Source organism: Methylobacterium sp. WL8 (assembly GCF_008040045.1).
In the GTDB taxonomy this organism is placed as follows: Bacteria; Pseudomonadota; Alphaproteobacteria; order Rhizobiales; family Beijerinckiaceae; genus Methylobacterium; species Methylobacterium cerastii.
Genome location: NZ_VRVF01000084.1, coordinates 1 through 18,974, shown reverse-complemented (window position 1 = coordinate 18,974; position 18,974 = coordinate 1). Strand labels below are relative to the sequence as shown.

At 68.0% G+C, this 18,974-nt stretch carries 23 protein-coding genes and 1 pseudogene; 20 read left to right on the top strand and 4 right to left on the bottom strand.

Translation table 11 applies throughout. The features are described 5' to 3' along the window. A partial coding sequence (locus tag FV234_RS22055; RefSeq protein WP_147831647.1) for a multicopper oxidase family protein occupies window positions 1-1,246 on the top strand: 1,246 nt, incomplete at its 5' end. 45 nt (window positions 1,247-1,291) lie between these two features. Here FV234_RS22055 and FV234_RS22050 read toward each other — a convergent pair. Next, a complete protein-coding gene (locus tag FV234_RS22050) occupies window positions 1,292-2,800 on the bottom strand; it encodes an NAD(P)H-hydrate dehydratase (RefSeq protein WP_147764545.1) in 1,509 nt (502 codons plus the stop codon). 56 nt (window positions 2,801-2,856) lie between these two features. Further along, window positions 2,857-2,988, bottom strand: a complete 132-nt coding sequence (locus FV234_RS26995; RefSeq protein WP_281406878.1) for a hypothetical protein — start codon at window positions 2,986-2,988, stop codon at window positions 2,857-2,859. 27 nt (window positions 2,989-3,015) lie between these two features. Between FV234_RS26995 and FV234_RS22045 the strand changes: the two genes are divergently transcribed. Next, window positions 3,016-3,354 (top strand): P-II family nitrogen regulator, encoded by a 339-nt coding sequence (locus FV234_RS22045; protein ID WP_147727910.1) that lies wholly within the window; start codon window positions 3,016-3,018, stop codon window positions 3,352-3,354. A 21-nt stretch (window positions 3,355-3,375) separates the two neighbouring features. Beyond that, the gene (locus FV234_RS22040; protein WP_147751645.1) at window positions 3,376-4,314 is read left to right on the top strand and encodes a glutaminase; all 939 of its coding nucleotides are present in this window, start codon (window positions 3,376-3,378) and stop codon (window positions 4,312-4,314) included. 110 nt (window positions 4,315-4,424) lie between these two features. Here FV234_RS22040 and FV234_RS22035 read toward each other — a convergent pair whose 3' ends face one another. After that, window positions 4,425-5,444, bottom strand: coding sequence for a glutamine synthetase beta-grasp domain-containing protein (locus FV234_RS22035; protein WP_147764546.1), 1,020 nt, complete (start codon window positions 5,442-5,444; stop codon window positions 4,425-4,427). Window positions 5,445-5,811: 367 nt separating this feature from the next. Here FV234_RS22035 and glnA point away from each other — a divergent pair, with 367 nt between their 5' ends. From glnA to rpmG, 17 genes are all read left to right on the top strand, one after another. Beyond that, window positions 5,812-7,221: a type I glutamate--ammonia ligase gene (gene glnA / locus FV234_RS22030; RefSeq protein ID WP_147751643.1), complete on the top strand. Its 1,410-nt coding sequence runs from the start codon at window positions 5,812-5,814 to the stop codon at window positions 7,219-7,221. 161 nt (window positions 7,222-7,382) lie between these two features. Continuing rightward, complete coding sequence (locus FV234_RS26325; protein ID WP_187273763.1) at window positions 7,383-8,036, top strand: RNase A-like domain-containing protein; 654 nt, start codon at window positions 7,383-7,385, stop codon at window positions 8,034-8,036. Window position 8,037: 1 nt separating this feature from the next. Continuing rightward, a complete protein-coding gene (locus tag FV234_RS22020) occupies window positions 8,038-8,310 on the top strand; it encodes a hypothetical protein (protein ID WP_147751642.1) in 273 nt (90 codons plus the stop codon). Window positions 8,311-8,353: 43 nt separating this feature from the next. Then, the gene (locus FV234_RS22015; protein WP_147831645.1) at window positions 8,354-8,701 is read left to right on the top strand and encodes a hypothetical protein; all 348 of its coding nucleotides are present in this window, start codon (window positions 8,354-8,356) and stop codon (window positions 8,699-8,701) included. A gap of 353 nt (window positions 8,702-9,054) precedes the next feature. Further along, window positions 9,055-9,387, top strand: coding sequence for a hypothetical protein (locus FV234_RS22010; RefSeq protein ID WP_147831643.1), 333 nt, complete (start codon window positions 9,055-9,057; stop codon window positions 9,385-9,387). Between the two features lie 45 nt (window positions 9,388-9,432). Next, window positions 9,433-10,986: an EAL domain-containing protein gene (locus FV234_RS22005; RefSeq protein WP_147831641.1), complete on the top strand. Its 1,554-nt coding sequence runs from the start codon at window positions 9,433-9,435 to the stop codon at window positions 10,984-10,986. Between the two features lie 25 nt (window positions 10,987-11,011). Beyond that, window positions 11,012-11,284, top strand: coding sequence for a hypothetical protein (locus FV234_RS22000; protein WP_147751639.1), 273 nt, complete (start codon window positions 11,012-11,014; stop codon window positions 11,282-11,284). An 82-nt stretch (window positions 11,285-11,366) separates the two neighbouring features. Further along, window positions 11,367-12,020, top strand: coding sequence for an RNase A-like domain-containing protein (locus FV234_RS26320; protein ID WP_246686275.1), 654 nt, complete (start codon window positions 11,367-11,369; stop codon window positions 12,018-12,020). Window position 12,021: 1 nt separating this feature from the next. Continuing rightward, window positions 12,022-12,300 carry a hypothetical protein gene (locus FV234_RS21990; RefSeq protein WP_147831639.1) on the top strand — a complete coding sequence of 93 codons (279 nt, stop codon included), beginning with the start codon at window positions 12,022-12,024 and terminating at the stop codon, window positions 12,298-12,300. 499 nt (window positions 12,301-12,799) lie between these two features. Next, entirely contained in the window at window positions 12,800-13,078 is a 279-nt protein-coding gene (locus FV234_RS21980; protein WP_147764549.1) for a hypothetical protein, read from the top strand. A 67-nt stretch (window positions 13,079-13,145) separates the two neighbouring features. Then, window positions 13,146-13,781 carry a VOC family protein gene (locus tag FV234_RS21975; protein WP_147764550.1) on the top strand — a complete coding sequence of 212 codons (636 nt, stop codon included), beginning with the start codon at window positions 13,146-13,148 and terminating at the stop codon, window positions 13,779-13,781. Window positions 13,782-13,830: 49 nt separating this feature from the next. Next, the gene (locus tag FV234_RS21970; protein WP_147764551.1) at window positions 13,831-14,409 is read left to right on the top strand and encodes an NAD(P)H-dependent oxidoreductase; all 579 of its coding nucleotides are present in this window, start codon (window positions 13,831-13,833) and stop codon (window positions 14,407-14,409) included. 64 nt (window positions 14,410-14,473) lie between these two features. Beyond that, window positions 14,474-14,812 carry a hypothetical protein gene (locus FV234_RS21965; protein ID WP_147764552.1) on the top strand — a complete coding sequence of 113 codons (339 nt, stop codon included), beginning with the start codon at window positions 14,474-14,476 and terminating at the stop codon, window positions 14,810-14,812. Between the two features lie 156 nt (window positions 14,813-14,968). Beyond that, window positions 14,969-17,281, top strand: a complete 2,313-nt coding sequence (rnr, locus tag FV234_RS21960) for a ribonuclease R (RefSeq protein ID WP_147764553.1) — start codon at window positions 14,969-14,971, stop codon at window positions 17,279-17,281. A gap of 24 nt (window positions 17,282-17,305) precedes the next feature. Continuing rightward, window positions 17,306-17,770: a DUF983 domain-containing protein gene (locus FV234_RS21955; RefSeq protein WP_246686274.1), complete on the top strand. Its 465-nt coding sequence runs from the start codon at window positions 17,306-17,308 to the stop codon at window positions 17,768-17,770. Beyond that, window positions 17,724-18,464 (top strand): NUDIX domain-containing protein, encoded by a 741-nt coding sequence (locus FV234_RS21950; RefSeq protein ID WP_147764554.1) that lies wholly within the window; start codon window positions 17,724-17,726, stop codon window positions 18,462-18,464. Before FV234_RS21955 ends, FV234_RS21950 begins: the two co-directional genes overlap by 47 nt. A gap of 146 nt (window positions 18,465-18,610) precedes the next feature. After that, the gene (gene rpmG / locus FV234_RS21945; RefSeq protein ID WP_147726819.1) at window positions 18,611-18,778 is read left to right on the top strand and encodes a 50S ribosomal protein L33; all 168 of its coding nucleotides are present in this window, start codon (window positions 18,611-18,613) and stop codon (window positions 18,776-18,778) included. Window positions 18,779-18,857: 79 nt separating this feature from the next. Here rpmG and FV234_RS21940 read toward each other — a convergent pair. After that, window positions 18,858-18,974 (bottom strand): annotated as a pseudogene (locus FV234_RS21940) (IS5/IS1182 family transposase); the annotation flags it as partial.

Sequence of the window (18,974 nt, the reverse complement as noted above, 5' to 3'; positions counted from 1 at the left end):
CCCCGAGACCCCGATCTGGTCGTTCGACGGCACGTCGGCGCCCCCGGCCCTGCGCGTGAAGCTCGGCGAGGCCGTTCGCGTGCGCGTCGAGAACAAGACCGACAAGCCGCTCTCCCTGCACTGGCATGGGGTGCGCAACAAGAATTCCATGGACGGCGTCGGCGGGGTGACGCAGACGCCGATCGCGCCCGGCGCCGACTTCACCTACGATTTCGTGCCGCCGGACGCCGGCACCTTCCTGGTCCGCCCGCTGGTGGTCGGCGGATCGAGCGAGCCGTCCGGGCGGGGCCTCGCCGGCTTCCTCGTGGTGGAGGAGAAGGCGCCGCCCGCCGTCGAGGCCGACGTGTCGCTGCTGATGCAGGACTGGCGCCTGCAGGACGACGGCACGCTGCTGCCCTTCGGCCAAACCGCGTTCGCGGCGAGCAACGGGCGGCTCGGCAACCTCGTGACCATCAACGGCGCCAACGTGCCGGCGACCTTCGAGGCGCGGCCGGGCAGCCGCATCCGGGTGCGGCTCGGCAACGCCTGCAACGCGCGGGCGACCCGCATCCGCTTCGAGGGCCTGAAGGTCTACGTCGCGGCCGTCGACGGCCAGCCGACCGACACCTTCGAGCCCCTGCGCGCGACGCTGCCGTTCCCGCCCGGCACCCGCTACGACCTGCTGATCGACCTGCCGGCCGAGGCCGACGCCAAGGGCGCCATCACCGCGCTCGTCGGCCAGGGCCTGCAGCTCGCCACCGTCGTCACCAAGGGTGCGCCGGTCACCGAGAAGCGACCGCCGATCGGGCCGATCGGCGAGAACCCTCTGCTGCCGCGCGAGGTCAAGCTCCAGAACGCGTTGCGGCGCGACGTGGTGATCACCGGGGGCGCCACCCTTCAGAAGGACAAGCCGGAGGCCGAGCCGGTCTATTCTGGCGACGCCAAGCGGATCTGGTCGGTCAACGGCACCAGCGCGACCGCGGGCCTCGCGCCGATCTTCACGGTGAAGCGCGGCCAGGTGGTGGTGCTGGCGTTGCGAAACGAGACCGCCTTCCCGCAGGCGCTGCACCTGCATGGCCACGTCTTCCGCCTGCTCCACCCCCTCGACGACGGCTGGGAGCCCTACTGGCTCGACACCTTCCAGCTGCTCGAAGGCCGCACCGCGCGCATCGCCTTCCAGGCCGACAACCCTGGCCGCTGGTTGATCAGCGCGACGGTGCTGGAGCGGTTCGACACAGGGCTGTGGACCTGCTTCGAGGTGACGTGAGGGACGCGTTCCTACCTCCTCCTGCGGGAGGGAAAGAGACCGTCGTCAGCCTCTGAGCCGTTCCAAAACATCCGCCAGCACCGCGGGCATCAGTTCCGGAATGTCCTCGGCGATCAGCCCGGGGCCGTGGCGCAGGCCGGCGTCGCCGTGGAGCCAGGCCGCGGCGCAGGCGGCCTCGAACGGTGGCATGCCCTGCGCCAGGAGGCCGGCGATCAGGCCGGCGAGCACGTCGCCGGAGCCCGCGGTGCCGAGCCAGGGCGTGGCATGCTCGTTGATCGCGGCGCGGCCGTCGGGGGCGGCCACCACCGTGTCGGGGCCCTTGAACACCACCACGGCGCCGGATTGCGCGGCGGCGCGGCGGGCCTGCTCCAGCTTGCCGACTTCGGCGACGGCGTCGGTGTCTGCGAACAGCTTGGCGAACTCGCCCGCATGCGGCGTCAACACCGCCTTCGCGTCGCCGTCGGCGATGTGGGCCGCGAGGAGGGCCGCCTGCTTGGAAAAGCTCGTCAGCGCGTCGGCGTCGAGCACGAGGCCGCGGCCGGCGGCGGCCGCCACCGCGACGAGGTCGCGGGTCGCCTCGCCGACGCCGAGGCCGGGACCGGCCAGGATCGCGTTGATGCGCTCGTCGGTGAGCAGGTCGTCGAGGTCGTCGGCGGAGTCGCAACCGCGCAGCATGATCGCGGTGAGGTGGGCGGCGTTCTCGGCCAGCGCCCGCTCCGGCGAGGCGACCGTGACGAGCCCGGCCCCGATCCGCAGCGCGCCGCGGGCGGCAAGGCGCGCCGCGCCGGTGCGGGTGGCAGGACCCGACAGCACGAGGGCGTGGCCGCGGGTGTACTTGTGGCTCGCCTCGGTGAGTCGTGGGAAGAACGCATTCCAGAGTGCAGGACCGTTGCGGAAGGCGGGCGAGTCCAGCGCGAGCCCGGCCGCGAACGCCGCCGGGCCGGTGCCGATGTCGGCGACGTGCACGCATCCGCAAAGGCCACGGCCGGGCTGTAGCAGGTGGCCGGGCTTCTCCGCGACGAAGGTCACGGTTTCGACGGCGGGAAGCGCGAAGCCCCGCACCATGCCGGTGTCGCCGTCGATCCCGCTCGGCACGTCGACCGCAAGCACCGGCCGCCCGGAATCCCGGACCCCTTCGAGGGCGAGGCGGGCGGGCCCGTCGAGGTCGCGCGACAGGCCGGCGCCGAACAGCGCGTCGATCACGAGGTCGGCCCGCGTCGGGTCGGCTTCGGCGAGGCCGAGCACCGCCCCGGCCCACTCCACGGCAGCGAGCGCCGCATCGCCGGACAGGGCCTCGCGCGGGCCGAGGAGGGCGAGGTCGACGCCGTACCCGGCTTCAGCGAGGAGGCGCGCGGCGACGAACCCGTCACCGCCGTTGTTGCCGGGTCCGCACAGGACGAGCACGCGTCCGCCCATGGGAAGGTGTGTGCGGGCGCGCTCGGCCACCGCGGCGCCGGCCGCACGCATCAGCGCGATGCCCGGGGTGCCGCCGGCGATGGCCGCCGCGTCCACGGCCGCCATCGCCGCGACCGTCATCAGCCGTGCCCCATCCATCGTATCGATCCCCAAAAGTTCGAACGTTTGCTGCCCGCGCGCCACCCAGACACTGCTCAAACAATCGGCCGCCAGTCGAAAAATGCACAAACGATTTGCAGTTCATGCAAGTCGAAGAGGCAGTTTCGACCGATGCCGGTTGAAAACGGCGTGGCGGCCGGACCGGGGGAGTGGTAGAAATTCAGCATCGTCAAGCGCAGGTTGGGCCGTCCGGCATGAAGAAGATCGAAGCGATCATCAAGCCCTTCAAGCTCGACGAGGTGAAGGAGGCCCTCCAGGAGGTCGGCCTCCAGGGCATCACCGTGATCGAGGCGAAGGGCTTCGGCCGCCAGAAGGGCCACACCGAGCTGTATCGCGGCGCGGAATACGTCGTCGACTTCCTGCCCAAGGTGAAGCTCGAGATCGTGCTCTCCGACGCGCTCGTGGAGGGTGCCGTCGAGGCGATCCGCAAGTCGGCCCAGACCGGCCGCATTGGCGACGGCAAGATCTTCGTCTCGACCATTGAGGAGGCGATCCGAATCCGCACCGGCGAGACCGGCCCGGACGCGATCTGACGGCGGCCCCGGCGAGCGAGCGTGAGCCTCGCCCCGCACCTGCGCAGCGTGGTCGAGGAGATCGCCTACGAGATGCGGCAGCGCTCTGACCGGGGCACGGTCGCGCGCTACATCCCCGAGCTCGCCCGCGTCGACCCGCAGGGCTTCGGCCTGGTGGTGATCGATGCCGACGGCACCATCGCGGCGGCCGGCGACAGCGAGACGCCGTTCTCGATCCAGAGCGTGTCGAAGGTCTTCACCCTGACGCTGGCGCTCGGCATGGTCGGCGACGCCCTGTGGAAGCGGGTCGGGCGCGAGCCATCCGGCAGCCCGTTCAACTCCATCGTCCAGCTCGAACGCGAGCAGGGTGTGCCCCGCAACCCCTTCATCAACGCCGGCGCCATCGCGGTGACCGACGTGATCCTCTCCGGCCACCAGCCGCGCGAAGCCCTGGGCGAAATCCTGCGCTTCATGCAGGCGCTTGCCAACGACCCGACCATCGCCATCGACGAGGCGGTGGCGGCCTCCGAGAAGCGCACCGGCTTCCGAAACGTGGCGCTCGCCAACTACATGAAGTCGTTCGGCGTGGTCGAGAACCCGGTCGACTACACCCTCGGCGTCTACTTCCATCACTGCGCGATCAGCATGTCGTGCCGGCAGCTCGCCACCGCCGGGCGGTTCCTCGCCCATTCCGGGCGGAACCCCGCCACCGGCCTGTCCGTGATCCCACCGGAGCGCGCCCGCCGCATCAACGCGGTGATGCTGACCTGCGGCCACTACGATGGCTCGGGCGAGTTCGCCTACCGGGTCGGCCTGCCGGGCAAGAGCGGCGTCGGCGGCGGCATCCTGGCGATCGCCCCGGGGCGCGCCTCGATCGCGGTCTGGTCGCCGGGCCTCGATGAATCCGGCAACTCCCATCTCGGCCGCATCGCCCTGGAGAGCCTGACCAAGCGCATGGGCTGGTCGATCTTCGGAGCCTGATCCCTTCCTTCCCCCCCTTTGAGGGAGAGGGTGGGAAGGACAAGAAACAAAAAAACGGCGCGGACCCGAAGGTCCGCGCCGCTGACGATCCGAAATCCTCGCGATGCCGATCAGGTGGTCGGAACCGACTCGACCGTCTTCAGGATCTGCGAGGCGATCTGGTAGGGGTCCCCCTGGCTGTTGGGGCGGCGGTCTTCCAGGTAACCCTTGTAGTCGTTGTTCACGAAGGAGTGCGGCACGCGGATCGAGGCGCCGCGGTCGGCCACGCCGTAGGAGAACTTGTTCCAGGGCGCCGTCTCATGCTTGCCGGTGAGGCGCAGGTGGTTGTCGGGACCGTAGACCGCGATGTGATCCTCGATCGCGCCGCCGAACGCCGCCATCAGCTTCTCGAAGTAGTCCTTGCCGCCGGTCTCCCGGAGGTAGGTGGTCGAGAAGTTGGCGTGCATGCCCGAGCCGTTCCAGTCGGTGTCGCCGAGCGGCTTGCAATGGTACTCGACGTCGATGCCGTAGGTCTCGCACAGGCGCTCGAGCAGGTAGCGGGCGACCCACATCTCGTCGGCGGCCTTCTTCGAGCCCTTCCCGAAAATCTGGAACTCCCACTGGCCCTTGGCCACCTCGGCGTTGATGCCCTCGTGGTTGATGCCGGCATCGAGGCAGAGGTCGAGATGCTCGTCGACGATCTTGCGCGCGACGTCGCCGACCGCCGAATAGCCGGCGCCGCAATAGTACGGGCCCTGGGGCGCCGGGTAGCCGGCGGCGGGGAAGCCGAGCGGGCGGCCGTCCTTGTAGAAGAAGTATTCCTGCTCGAAGCCGAACCAGGCGCCCGGGTCGTCGTGGATGGTGGCGCGCTTGTTCGACGGGTGCGGGGTCTTGCCGTCCGGCATCATCACTTCGCACATCACCAGCACGCCGTTCTTGCGCGTGGAATCGGGGAAGTGGCGCACGGGCTTGAGCATGCAGTCGGACGAGCCGCCCTCAGCCTGCATGGTCGACGAGCCATCGAAGCCCCAGAGCGGAAGCTGCTCGAGGGTCGGGAAGCCGTCGAAGTCCTTGACCTGGGTCTTGCCGCGAAGGTTCGGGACCGGCGTGTACCCGTCGAGCCACAAATACTCGAGTTTGTATTTCGTCATTCCGAGTCTCTCGTCCGTTTAACGATGCGAAGTCCGGGGAAACGCAGCCGCTCCGTGGCCTCCGACGACCGAGACCCCGCTAGCAGGGACCGTGCCAGCGAAATGCCACTTCACCGCCGGTTCCCGCTCACGCGCTACCCTGGCGATCAACTCCGTGTGAACATCCCTTTCCAGGGGAACCGAACCGCTCGGTCCGATGACGCACGAGGCGCTGATGGCGCCCAGTCGACCAGGAACGCGCAGGCCGGCGCGCGGAGAAGATTTCCGGTCGCTTCGGTTGGCACGGGCGCGTCCCGGGCTGTATGCAGCGCACGTCCGGCGCGCGGCTCAAGTGCGGCGGCCCACGAATCTGAGGAGGACGCCCAAGATGACGACAGCGGCCGAGGTGCTGAAGACCATCCGGGACAACGACGTGAAGTACGTGGACTTCCGGTTCACGGACCCGCGCGGCAAGTGGCAGCACGTCACCTTCGACGTCAGCCTGATCGACGACGAGATCTTCGAGGAAGGCACGATGTTCGACGGCTCGTCGATCGCCGGCTGGAAGGCGATCAACGAGTCCGACATGCTGCTGATGCCGGACCCCTCGACCGCCACGATGGACCCGTTCTTCTCGGCGGCGACCATGGTCATCGTCTGCGACGTGCTCGAGCCCTCGACCGGCGCGCCCTACGCCCGCGACCCGCGCGGCACCGCCAAGCTCGCCGAGGCCTACCTCAAGTCCACCGGCATCGGCGACACGATCTACGTCGGCCCCGAAGCCGAGTTCTTCGTGTTCGACGACGTGAAGTTCGGCGCCGACCCGTACCACACCGGCTTCCAGCTCGATTCGACCGAGTTGCCGACCAACGGTTTCACCGACTACGAGGGCGGCAACCTCGGCCACCGCGTCGCCACCAAGGGCGGCTACTTCCCGGTGCCGCCGCAGGATTCGGCCCAGGACATGCGCGGCGAGATGCTGGCTGCGATGCAGGGCATGGGCGTGAAGGTGGAGAAGCACCACCACGAGGTGGCGAGCGCCCAGCACGAGCTCGGCATGAAGTTCGATACGCTGACGTTGTTGGCCGACCACATGCAGATCTACAAGTACTGCATCCACAACGTGGCGCAGAGCTTCGGCAAGACCGCGACGTTCATGCCAAAACCCGTCTTCGGCGACAACGGCTCGGGCATGCACGTGCACCAGTCGATCTGGAAGGACGGCAAGCCGGTCTTCGCCGGCGACAAGTACGCGGGCCTCAGCCAGGAATGCCTCTGGTACATCGGCGGCATCATCAAGCACGCGAAGGCCTTGAACGCCTTCACCAACCCGTCCACCAACTCCTACAAGCGTCTGGTGCCGGGCTACGAGGCCCCCGTGCTGCTCGCCTACTCGGCGCGCAACCGCTCGGCCTCCTGCCGCATCCCGTGGACGAAGAGCCCGAAGGCCAAGCGCGTCGAGGTCCGCTTCCCCGACCCGATGGCCAACCCCTACCTCGCCTTCTCGGCGCTGCTGATGGCGGGGCTCGACGGCATCCTCAACAAGATCGATCCGGGCGCGGCGATGGACAAGGACCTCTACGACCTGCCGCCGCGCGAGCTGAAGAAGATCCCCACCGTCTGCGGCTCCTTGCGCGAGGCGCTGCAGAACCTCGACCGCGACCGCGCCTTCCTCAAGGCCGGCGACGTCTTCACCGACGACCAGATCGATTCGTTCATCGCGCTGAAGATGGAGGAGGTCATGCGCTACGAGATGACCCCGCACCCGGTCGAGTTCACGATGTACTACTCGCTCTGAGGCCGGGGCGGGCGCGACGCCCGCTCCCCCGACGACCCACCACCCAGCGCCGGAGCCTCGCCGAGGTTCCGGCGCTTCGCGTTTGAAGGCCGCGATGACACCCTTGTTTTACGGATAAAATTCCTTTATAGGACTGTAGGCAGATCCGAGGGGTGCATTCCATGGCGTCAGGCGCGACGGGCCTTTTGCGGGCGAGGTGGCTGATCGCCTCGTACCGCGTGGAGGTCGCCTTCCTGCGGTTGCGTCTGTCGCTGCGTGCGTATCACGCCGACCAACCCCGCGTGCCGGCCGGGAACCCGAACGGCGGCCAATGGACGGATGGCGATGCCGGCAACGGGCATGGTTCCGACGACGATGCGCGGATCGTCCATGTCTCGGATGATGCCGACCGCCGGTACACGGTCGTGCTCTCCGAAGAAGAGGCGCGCGGCGGACATACGCTTCGCGAGCATGTCGGCAAGACGGATGCGGAGATGATGGGTCGCGTCCTGGCCAGCAGAAGGACGTTCCCGGTCGTCGACTATGGCATGCGCCGAGATGGCTCGTTCGAATCCGTGGAGTCTGCGAACGATTACGTCAATCGGACCCTGGAACAGAATGCTGCGGAGGTCGATGATGTCGCATCCGGTAAAAAGAGCCGTGCATTCCTGACCTCTCGCTTCGGATACAGAACCGGGCGGGAAGCCTACACGGCGGGGCAAATCGAGCCGTATCTGCGCACGACCTACGGTGTCGGAATGTATATCGTCCACGATCCGGGCAGTTCCCGTGTGTATCGCATCCATACCGCCTATCCACGCAATGACGGAGATTGACATGCAGGCGTCCCCGGAATTCCTCACCTTTGCCCGTTGGTACATCCAGGACATCGATCGCATCGCGCCGACGCTCGACGAGATGTACGATTTCGGTCTCAGAGATTTTCGTGGTGAGGAGCGCGTCCGGTTGCGGCAGTTCCTCGACCGCGCCCTCCGCGAGGCGTCGGACGCGTCGCTGGAGCGGCTGTGGAAGGAGACGGACGCCGACATCTACTTCTTCACCGCGCAGGGCCTGCGCGCGTTCCTGGCCGGCGCACGCGACCGGATCTGACGGATCGGGGGCGGACGCCGCAAACGGTAAGGGGGGAGACGCCATGGCGAAACCGCGCCTCGAACCGACGCCCGAATTCTACCAGTTCGACCTGGGTTTCCACCAGGACCTCGACGTGAGGGGTAAGACGGAGGACGAGATCTGGGCCATCGTGCTCGATCCGTTCACCGGCCAGGACCGGATCCGCCTGCGCGAGTTCCTCGACAGGATCACGCGCGACGACGTCTCCGACGCCGAACTGCTGCGCCTGTGGAACGCGACGCCGACCGATGACTGGTTTTCCGATGGCGGCCTGCGCATCATCCTGAAGCAGGCGCGCAACCGGCTGCTTCAGCCGCGGAGCCGGCCGTCCTGGCGCGGGCACGACCGGTCCGGTCGGCGCAGAGGCTGACCGGGCGACGACGCCGCGCCGACGGGACGGTCGCACGCGCCACGCATCCGACGCGAAGGCGGGGCGGCTGTGGACGCAGGCGGATGCCGACATCGACCTCCCCATCGCGCAGGATCGGTTTTCGCCGACCGAGGCTTCCGTCGCCGATCGCAGTTCGCGTGCATTCCGGGCCGGCGCCGGCGGCCGACTCTGAACGTCGCCACCGATGATGGTATTTTTAACCCACGATTGCTTTTCAACCCGACGGTTCAACCGACCAACGGACGATTCCCTTGGCTGATTATCCAATATTTAGCATTTGTTGATGTCTATCTCCGTTGCAGATGCAACAGAACCGAGCCACGGCGCTGGCGATGACAGTCTCAAACAGCGTGCGCCGGCTCTTCAGGGTCCCCGACGACGAGCCGAACGTGCTCGTCGCGCAGGCGCGGGCCCTGTCGCGCCAGGTGCCGATCCTGCATACGATCCTGAGCCTGGACGCCATGGGGGTGGCCTACACCCATTACGGCGTGGCGCCGGACGGGCTGACGATCCTGCCGCTGGCGGTCCTGCTGTCGGTCTGCGCCGGCCGCGTCCTGATCTGGAGCCGCACGAACCATCACGCCATCGGCCCCGAGGAGGCGTTGCGCCGTCTCAGGGGCACCAACCGGCTCGCGGCGATCCTCGGCTCCGGGTTTGCGATCTAGGCCATCCTGCTGACCCGGTACGGCGACGCCGCCACAAACCTGCACGTGCTGTACTTCCTCAGCATCACGATGATCGCGTGCATCTCCTGCCTGACGCACCTGCGCACGGCGACGCTGATCGTCTCGGCGCTCGCGGTGCCGGCTTCGGCGTACTTCCTGGTGATCGGCGCGCCCGTGGTCCGGGCGGCCGCGCTCAACTACGTCGGCGTCGTCGTGGTGTTGCTGTTCATGCAGTCGGTCTACTACCGCGACTTCCGCCGCCTCACCCGGCTGACCGGGGAGAACCACGCGCTCGCCCACACCGACCCGCTGACCGGCCTGCCGAACCGGCGCTCCTTCTTCGCCGAGCTCGAGCAGGCCATCGCGGCCGCCGGCACGGCGGAGACGCGCTTCGCGATCGGCCTGATCGACCTCGACGGGTTCAAGCCGGTCAACGACACCCTCGGCCACCTAGCCGGCGACGCGGTGCTGTGCGAGGTCGGCCGCCGGCTCCAGGACGCCGTCGGCGCGGCGGGCGTGGTGGCGCGCCTCGGCGGCGACGAGTTCGGCCTGATCCTGCACGGCTGGCCGGACCTCGACACCCTCGGCCGGACCCTGTGCACGATCCTGAAGCAGCCCTATGCCCTGCGCGACACCACCGCGCGGATCGGCGCCTCGATCGGCTTCGCGTGCTTCCCCGAAACCGCGCGGACCGCGGAGATGCTCGTCGAGCGGGCCGACCACACGCTCTACCATGCCAAGACCCACGCGCCGGGCACCGCGGCCTGCTTCGCGTTCGAGCACGAGAACCGGATGCACCGGCAGGCTCAGGTCGAGCAGGCGCTGCGCCGGGCCGACCTCGCGGCCGAGTTCCACCTGCTGTTCCAGCCGATCGTCGACGTCGTCGCCGGGCGGGTCCAGGCCTACGAGGCGCTGGCGCGCTGGAACAGCCCGACCCTCGGCTCGGTGTCGCCGGTCGACTTCATCGTGGTGGCCGAGCGCACCGGGCTGATCCACGACCTCAGCCTGGCGCTGCTCCGCAAGGCGCTTGCGGCGATGGCGTCCTGGCCCGAGCACGTGGCCCTGTCCTTCAACCTCTCGGCCTACGACCTCGCCGCCGCCGAGGGCATCGCGACGATCACCGCCCTGATCGCGGAAAGCGGCATCGTGCCCGAGCGCATCGTGTTCGAGGTCACCGAGACCGGCCTGATGCGCGACCTCGTCGACGCCGGCCGCTCGCTCGGCGCCCTGCGGGCGCTCGGCGTCGGCATCGCGCTCGACGATTTCGGCACCGGCTATTCCAGCCTCGGCTACGTCCACCGCCTGCCGATCAGCGAATTGAAGATCGACCGCAGCTTCGTCACCGACATCTGCAGCGACGCCGCCTCGCGCAACATCATCCACTCGATCCTCGACCTCGCGCGCAACCTCCGCCTGCTCTGCGTGGTCGAGGGCGTCGAGACCGAGGCGCAGATGCTCCATCTGCGCGCCGCCGGCTGCCGCTACATGCAGGGCTACCTGTTCCAGAAGCCGATGCCGGCGGCCGCGATCGCCGCGTTCGAGGCCGGCTTTGCGCTGCCGCAGCCGCAAGGCGAAGACCGGATCGCCGCAGCCGCCTGAGCGCCGCCGGGCCCGAGGAGGGGCCGTGCTCGCGTTCGACCACAGGGCGATCGTCGCGCCGATCCTCGCGGAGGGCGTCGCCCCTGTCCGCGCCCTCCTCGAAGCCGGAGGCGTCTTGATGGACGACCGGATCGATTCGGTCATCGCGTCGACGACGGCCGAGGTGCTGCGCGACGGGATGCCCCCGCACCCGGTCGCGTTCGGGCACGACGAATCGCCGGGACGTGGGCGGGGCCGGGCACGGCGCCCGGCCGCGCGTGGTGGGAAGCGAAGGGAAACGCTTGTCGCCCGGGCTTGACTGCGCCACGAACAAATCAAGAACATTCCTGACATATTAAGACTATTAGCCTATGACGCCCCGTCCACGAGCGGAGTGATCCATGGTCGCGCATGAGATCGTCGTCACGCGGTCGCGGTGGCTTTTGGCGGCTTTGCGAATCGAGGCGAAGCTGCTTCGGCTCGGCCTCGTTCTTCACGCCTACAACCCGGGCCAATTGCGGGTGCCGGCCGGCCGACCGGACGGTGGCTGGTGGACGCGTGAGGACGGCGCCGAAGGCTTTACGACGGGTGACGATGCACGTCTCATCCTCGTCGGCAGCGAAGATGATCAACGGTACAAAGGCGATCTCAGAGCGGAGGAGGGGCGCGGCGGCCACACGCTTGGCAGGCATATCGGCAAGTCCGATGACGAATTGTTCGAGCGCGTGCGAAAATCTCAGTGGCGCTCATTGCTCGCAAACGGAGGGATGAGGCGAGACGGGAGCTTCGAGTCGATCGAATCCGCAAATAATTTTGTCAATCAAACAATAGAATCAAATAAGGAAGCCGTCGATCGCGTCGCTTCCGGTATCGACGATCGTAAGTTCATAGAAAAATCATTCGATCGCAACACTGGGAGAGAGGCCTATAGCACAAACGAGGGCGTCGTTTATATGCGCGACACGCGTAGCGTCGGCGTTGAGTTGAGACATGACCCTACTTCCCCTCGTGGATTTCGTATCCGGACAGCATACCTTTTAACAGAAGGTGATTGAAATGAAATTATCTGCGGAATTTCGTGAGCTTAGCCTGCAATTCTATCAGGATATTCTTGATGACGTATCGAGCCAAGAGGAATTAATCAGTACTGTTTTATCGCCCTTGAAAGATGAGGCAAAACGCGCAAGGCTGAGAGATTATCTCAGTCTGGTTACCTCAGATAATTTTTCAAATGATGAACTAAAGAATTTATGGTGGTCTTCGTCCGCCGATATTGTATTTTACGACGGTGCCGAGCTGAGAATTTTTCTCAAACGGGTGCGGGATAGGCTGTAACCCCTACTTTGGAACCCGCCAGAGCGGTCGGGAGTCAGCGAACGCTGAGGCTTATAGCAACAGATGAGGCTCTGTTTATGTCAGGCATAATTGAAGCTCTGGTTTTTATATAATTCACACCCCAAATTCGGCGCGTGGATTCCGCGTCCGAACATCACATTCACGAAGTGATGGAGATTGACATACAACAACCCCCTGAATTTAAAAAATTCTCACTTCAGTTTTACTCTGGCATATTAGATGATGTTGAAACGGAAGAAGAATTAATTGACTCGGTCTTGTCCCCCATTTTCAGACACGCAACAACGCGCATGCTTGCGTTCGTATCTCGATGCGATCACGCAGGATCATGTCGACGACAAGGAGCTACAGAAAATCTGGTGGTCGTCTTCCGCAGACACTGTGTTTCATGATAGCGCAGGGCTACGCGAGTTACTGAGAAGAGCGCGCGATCGGCTCTGATTTTGGCTCAGCTTTTATCATATGCAAGCCGCTCGAAATGAAATTCCCATTAGAATTCCTTGAATTCAGCCTACAGTTCTATCAATATCTTCTTGATGACGTATCGAGCGAAGATGAACTGATCAGAACCGTCTTATCGCCCTTCAAAGACAAGGAAAAACGCGCAAGGCTGAAGGAGCAGCTCGAATTTTTTATCGGGAATGAATTTTCAGATGAAGAACTGAGAAAACTATGGTGGTCTTCGTCCGCCGATTTTGTGTTTTATGACGGCGCCGAGCTGAGAGCTTTCCTCAAACGGGTGCGGGACAGACTGTGACGCCCGGCTCGGGAACCGACAGGGCCGTTCGGAACCAGCGAACGCCGTTGGTGATAGGGATCGATCCATGCTCACCCTCGACCACCTTGCCATCGTCGCACCGGATCTCGCCGCGGGCGTGGCGTATGTTCGCGACGGCCTCGGGATCGACATGCCGGAGGGCGGGCGCCACCGCGAGATGGGCACCCGAAACCACCTCCTGCGGCTCGGCGAGGCCCTGTTCCTGGAAGTGATCGCCATCGATCCCGAGGCGGCGGCCCCGCCCCACGCCCGCTGGTTCGGCCTGAGCGACCCGGGGCGGGTGCGAGCGGACTGGGAGTCCGGCCGGCGGCTGCGCGGCTTCGTCGCCCGCACGGACGATCTCGATCGCCTGCTCGGCGCCCACGGCGAACGGTTCGGGAAGGCCGCCAGGATGACCCGTTGCGCCCTGACCTGGCGCTTCGCCGTCCGCCCCGACGGCGCCTGGCCCGAGGACGGCGCCCTGCCCTGCCCGATGACGTGGGGCGACGGGCCGCACCCGGCCGCCGCGATGCCCGACCTCGGCTGCCGGCTCGCCGGCCTGACGCTCACGCACCCCGACCCCGACCGGATCGCCGCGCTGTACCGGACGCTCGACCTCGCGGACGCGCCGGCGGTCCGGGCCGGGGCCTTCGGCTACCGCGCCGAGATCGCGACGCCCGGCGGCCTGCGCGTGCTATCCTGAGGCTTCGGCGGCGGCTGCTAGCCGGCGCATCCAGCAGGAGACCGTCCCGATGGCCCTCGTCTGCCCCGTGATCCTCGGCTCGGTCCGCTCCGACCGGCAGGGCCTTCGCGTCGCGCGCTTCCTGATCGTGCAGCTGGAGGCGCGCGGCTGGGAGGCGCCACTGGTCGACCCCGCCGCGCTGCAGCTGCCGCTGCTCGACCGGATGTACAAGGAGCACCCGAAGGGCGAGGCGCCGCCGAAGCTCGAGGCGCTGGCGGAGCTCTACCGCCGTGCCGACGCCTTCGTGGTGGTCTCGGCCGAGTACAACCATTCGGTGCCGCCGGCCCTGTCGAACACCCTCGACCACTTCCTGGAGGAGTATTTCTGGCGGCCCTCGGCGATCTGCTGCTACTCGGCCGGGCAGTACGGCGGCGTCCGCGCGGCGATGCAGCTCCGGGCGATGCTGGCCGAGCTCGGCATGCCGAGCATCCCCTCGCTGCTGCCGGTGCCGCGGGTCGGCAAGGCGCTCGACGAGGCCGGCACGGCCGCCGAGCCCTGGCTCCCCAAGGCCGCGGGCCGGTTCCTCGACGAGCTGACCTGGTACGCCGAGGCGCTGAAGGCCCAGCGGCAGAAGGGCACGCCGTACTGAGCCCCGGCTGGCACCGCGATTGCCATGGCTCCAGCCGAGTGGCGGTCGCGAGGCGGGCAAAGGCATGAACGAGAGCGTGGAGCGGGTCCGGGACGCCCTGGCCGAGCTGATCAAGGCGGCGCTGATCTCCGACGACCGCACGAGCCTCGCCTGCCGCGACGCGGCGCGGGCCAAGCTCGCGGCGCTGGCGGCCGACCCGCCCGACGCCGCCTCGGTGCGCGTGGACGGCGCCTGGACGCTGGCGATCCAGGCGGCCGAGGCGCCGGAGTTCCGCGACGCCGAGGGCCAGGTCAACCTGACCCTGCCGCGCGCCGCGCCGTTCGCCCTCGACGACCTCACCGCCCCCGGCTTCGACGTGGATTCCGCCGTCGAGACGATCCGCAAGTCGGCCTCGACCGGCTGAGGGCCGGCGTCGGCGGCCGACGCCTGTTGAGGGCGGGCCGCGCCGATGTTGCTCCGGATCGGGCGCAGCACCATGTTGGGGATGACAAGCGCGGTCCTCGATCGCGATCCCCGAACAGAACCGTCGCCGCGCGCGGCGCGAGCGAGCCCAAAGCCTTTGGCCAGACGCATCGACACCCAGGCGGGTGAACCCTCCCTGCCCTCGCGCGAGCAGATCGTCGCGTTCATCGCGCAGGCGACGGACACGGTCGGCAAACGCGAGATCGCGCAGGCCTTCGGCATCAAGGGCGCCGACAAGATCGGGCTGAAGCGCATCCTCAAGGAGATCGAGGAGGACGGCGACATCGCCCGCGGGCGCGGCGGCCTGTCGAAGGCCGGGCGCCTGCCGCCGGTGGTGCTGGCCGACATCCGCTCGCGCGACCGCAACGGCGACTTCCTGGCCTTCCCCGCCGAGTGGGATGCGGGCAAGGGCAAGCCGCCGACCATCGTGCTCCACGCCCCGCGCGGCGGCCGCAAGCCGAGGGGGCTGACCGCCGGCATCGGCGACCGCGCCCTGCTGAAGGTCGAGCCGGACGGCGCCGACGGGCGCTACACCGGCCGCGTCGTCAAGGTGATCGGCAAGAACAAGGCCGAGATCATCGGCGTGTTCCGCGAGGGCGCCCAGGGCGGCCGCATCGTGCCCGTGGAGAAGCGCGCGCAGGGGCGCGAGATCCTGATCCCGCCCGGCGAGGAGGGCGAGGCCCGCGAGGGCGACCTCGTCAGCGTGACGCTGGAGCGCGAGACCCGCTTCGGCCTCCCGCGCGGCCGGGTGCGCGAGCGCCTCGGCTCGCTGGGCTCCGAGAAGGCGGTGAGCCTGATCGCGCTGCACCTCCACCACATCCCGCACGTGTTCGCGGAGGCGACGCTGGCGGAAGCGGATGCGGCCAAGCCCGCCACGATGAAGGGCCGCGAGGATTGGCGCGACCGGCCGCTGCTGACCATCGACCCGCCGGACGCCAAGGACCACGACGACGCCGTGATGGCGGAGGCCGACGACGACGCGGGCAACCCCGGCGGCTTCGTCGTCACGGTGGCGATCGCGGATGTGGCGGCCTACGTCCGCCCCGGCACCAGCCTCGACCGCGAGGCGCTGGAGCGCGGCAACTCGGTCTACTTCCCCGATCGCGTCGTGCCGATGCTCCCTGAGCGCATCTCCAACGACCTGTGCAGCTTGCGCGAGGGCGAGGACCGCCCGGCGCTCGCGGTGCGGATGGTGGTCGCCGCCGACGGGACCAAGCGGAAGCACAGTTTCCACCGGGTGATGATGCGCTCGCGCGCAAAGCTTTCCTACGCGCAGGCGCAGGCAGCGATCGACGGGCACGGCGACGACGCGGCCAACGCGCTGCTCGATGGGGCGCTCCGCCCGCTCTGGGCCGCCTACGCCGCGTTGAAGGAAGCGCGCGACAGGCGCGGGCCGCTGGCCCTCGACCTGCCGGAGCGCAAGGTGCTGCTCACCGCCGACGGGGCGGTCGACCGGGTGATCGTGCCGGAGCGCCTCGACGCGCATCGCCTCATCGAAGAATTCATGATCCAGGCCAACGTCGCGGCGGCTGAGACCCTGGAGTCGGCACGTCAGGTGCTGATCTACCGGGTGCACGACGAGCCGGCGATCGAGAAGATGCGGGCTCTGGGCGAAGTGCTCGCCTCCGTCGGCGTCAAGCTGCCGAAGGAGGGCGCGCTGCGCCCGGCGTTGTTCAACCGCATCCTGGGGGCGGTGGCCGAGACCGAGCACGCGCTGTTCATCAACGAGGTGGTGCTGCGCAGCCAGGCCCAGGCCGTCTACGCGTCCGAGAACCTCGGGCATTTCGGGCTGAACCTGCGCCGCTACGCCCACTTCACCTCGCCGATCCGGCGTTACGCCGACCTCGTCGTCCACCGGGCGCTGATCACGGCGGGGCGCATGGGCTCGGACGGGCTCTCGCCGGACGTGACGGCGGCCGACCTCGCACAGGTCGGCGAGCAGATCTCGGCGGCCGAGCGCCGCGCCATGGCGGCCGAGCGCGAGACCATCGACCGGCTGATCGCCCACCACCTCGCCGACCGGGTCGGCGCGAGCTTCCACGGCCAGATCGCCGGCGTGACGCGGGCCGGCCTGTTCATCAAGCTGGCCGACACCGGCGCCGACGGCTTCGTGCCGATATCGACGCTGGGCGCCGACTACTTCCGCCACGAGGAAGGCCGCCACGCCCTGGTCGGCGAGCGCACCGGCGAGACCTTCCGGCTGGGCGACAAGGTCGAGGTGAGGCTGGTGGAGGCCGCCCCGGTCGCCGGCGCGCTGCGGTTCGAGCTGTTGTCGGACGGGCGCACGCGGGCGGGCACCAAGTCCGCCGGCACCAAGGCGCCCGGCGGCCGCGCCTTCAAGGCCGCCCCGAGCGGTCGCCCCGCCGGCATCCGCAACACGGGTACGCGTCACCGCGGCTCGCGCCGGTGACACGGCCGGGTGTATGGTGACGGCATGATGAGCGAGCCCTCCACCCGCACCGGCCTGGTCCGTTCGATGGCGCGGGGCTTCGTCGGCCGCTGCCCGCATTGTGGCGAAGGCCGGATCTTCGGGCGCTACCTCAAGGTCCGGCCCGAATGCGACGCCTGCGGGCTCGAGATGCACCACCACCGCGCCGACGACCTGCCGCCCTATCTGGTGATCTTCGTGGTCGCCCACGTGATCGGCTACCTGATCCTCGAATCGGAGCTGAACTACGACGTGCCGCTCTGGGTCTCGCTCAGCGTCTGGCCGGTGGTGACGCTGGCGATGGCGCTCGGGTTGCTCCAGCCGGTGAAGGGCGCGGTGGTCGGGCTGCAATACGCCCTTGGCATGCACGGCTTCGCCACGCTACCGGGAGCCAAGCCCGAAGCGGGGCTGGAGGACGCGCACCTTGACCGACCCGGCCTCGACGGCGCGTCCCCCCTCTTCCGGCCCTAAGCCGAAACCATCCGCGGCGTTGCGCCCGCGCGACGCCGCCACGCTGATCGTGCTGGATCGCCGCGCGCGCGCGGCGAAGGTGCTGATGGGCCGCCGCAACGCCGGCCTCGCCTTCATGCCGGGCAAGTTCGTGTTTCCCGGCGGCCGGATCGAGCCGGGCGACAAGCGCATGCCGGTGGCCGGCGCCCTGCCGGACTACGCCGAGGCCGCCCTGACCCGTCAGGTGACGCGCCCCCCCCACCATCTCGGCCGCGCGCTCGCGCTCGCCGCCATCCGCGAGACCTTCGAGGAGACCGGCCTGCTCGTCGGCACCCGCGAATACGGCCCGCCCGAGGACGTGCCCGCCGGCTGGGAGGCCTTCGCGACACATGGCGTGCTGCCGGACCTCGAGGCCCTGCACTTCGTCGCCCGGGCGATCACCCCGCCCAAGCGCGTGCGCCGCTTCGACACCCGCTTCTTCACGGTCGACCGCCGCGCGGTGGCCGCCGAGGAGCCGGGCCGGGTCTCGGACACTTCCGAATTCACGGAGCTCGCCTGGTTCACCTTCGCGGCTGCGCGAAAACTCGACCTGCCGACCATCACCGGCATGATCCTCGACGAGCTGGAGGCGCAGGTCGCGGTCGACTTCGCGCCCTATCGCCAAATCCCGTTCCACGCCGAACGCCACGGACGGCGCGAGCGCACGGTGCTGTAGAGCTCAAGGCTGCGGGGCGCCCAAGCGGATCCCCACCTTGACGCGTCCGGCCCGATCGGGCATTCACCCGCCGGTATTCGGCCGGCCACGCCCGGCCCTTTTGCGTTTCGCGCATGCGGAATGCCGCAAGCACCAGGAGCGCCGCCATGGCCAAGGCCGTCACCGTCAAGATCAAGCTCGTCTCCACCGCCGACACGGGCTACTTCTACGTCACCAAGAAGAACTCCCGCACGCAGACCGAGAAGCTGACGCAGCGCAAGTACGACCCGGTCGTGCGTAAGCACGTCGACTTCAAGGAGTCGAAGATCAAGTAAGCCCTTCGGTCCGGCATCCCGGATCGGACCGCGAGGCCGCCCCCGACCGGGGCGGCCTTTTTCGTTTTTAGACCCCGTTTCATAACGCTCGTGCCAGGCGTCTGACGAGGATCATGGCTGCTGCCAGGACGAAGAAGGCGAGTGCGGAAGAGGCCGTCGCCTCGTGATCACGGGCGAGCCTGCGGCATCGACTGAT

What these genes read in the sequence shown, in the direction of transcription:
- FV234_RS21970 (WP_147764551.1), top strand. Translation starts at nt 13,831, where the DNA reads ATGGCCCTCGTCTGCCCCGTGATCCTCGGCTCGGTCCGCTCCGACCGG.
- FV234_RS21965 (WP_147764552.1), top strand. Translation starts at nt 14,474, where the DNA reads ATGAACGAGAGCGTGGAGCGGGTCCGGGACGCCCTGGCCGAGCTGATC.
- FV234_RS22035 (WP_147764546.1), bottom strand. Translation starts at nt 5,444, where the DNA reads ATGACGAAATACAAACTCGAGTATTTGTGGCTCGACGGGTACACGCCG.
- FV234_RS22045 (WP_147727910.1), top strand. Translation starts at nt 3,016, where the DNA reads ATGAAGAAGATCGAAGCGATCATCAAGCCCTTCAAGCTCGACGAGGTG.
- FV234_RS21975 (WP_147764550.1), top strand. Translation starts at nt 13,146, where the DNA reads ATGCTCACCCTCGACCACCTTGCCATCGTCGCACCGGATCTCGCCGCG.
- FV234_RS22050 (WP_147764545.1), bottom strand. Translation starts at nt 2,800, where the DNA reads ATGGATGGGGCACGGCTGATGACGGTCGCGGCGATGGCGGCCGTGGAC.
- FV234_RS22020 (WP_147751642.1), top strand. Translation starts at nt 8,038, where the DNA reads ATGCAGGCGTCCCCGGAATTCCTCACCTTTGCCCGTTGGTACATCCAG.
- FV234_RS21990 (WP_147831639.1), top strand. Translation starts at nt 12,022, where the DNA reads ATGAAATTATCTGCGGAATTTCGTGAGCTTAGCCTGCAATTCTATCAG.
- FV234_RS22010 (WP_147831643.1), top strand. Translation starts at nt 9,055, where the DNA reads ATGACAGTCTCAAACAGCGTGCGCCGGCTCTTCAGGGTCCCCGACGAC.
- FV234_RS22015 (WP_147831645.1), top strand. Translation starts at nt 8,354, where the DNA reads ATGGCGAAACCGCGCCTCGAACCGACGCCCGAATTCTACCAGTTCGAC.
- FV234_RS26995 (WP_281406878.1), bottom strand. Translation starts at nt 2,988, where the DNA reads ATGCTGAATTTCTACCACTCCCCCGGTCCGGCCGCCACGCCGTTTTCA.
- FV234_RS26325 (WP_187273763.1), top strand. Translation starts at nt 7,383, where the DNA reads ATGGCGTCAGGCGCGACGGGCCTTTTGCGGGCGAGGTGGCTGATCGCC.
- FV234_RS21955 (WP_246686274.1), top strand. Translation starts at nt 17,306, where the DNA reads ATGATGAGCGAGCCCTCCACCCGCACCGGCCTGGTCCGTTCGATGGCG.
- rpmG (WP_147726819.1), top strand. Translation starts at nt 18,611, where the DNA reads ATGGCCAAGGCCGTCACCGTCAAGATCAAGCTCGTCTCCACCGCCGAC.
- FV234_RS26320 (WP_246686275.1), top strand. Translation starts at nt 11,367, where the DNA reads ATGGTCGCGCATGAGATCGTCGTCACGCGGTCGCGGTGGCTTTTGGCG.
- FV234_RS21980 (WP_147764549.1), top strand. Translation starts at nt 12,800, where the DNA reads ATGAAATTCCCATTAGAATTCCTTGAATTCAGCCTACAGTTCTATCAA.
- glnA (WP_147751643.1), top strand. Translation starts at nt 5,812, where the DNA reads ATGACGACAGCGGCCGAGGTGCTGAAGACCATCCGGGACAACGACGTG.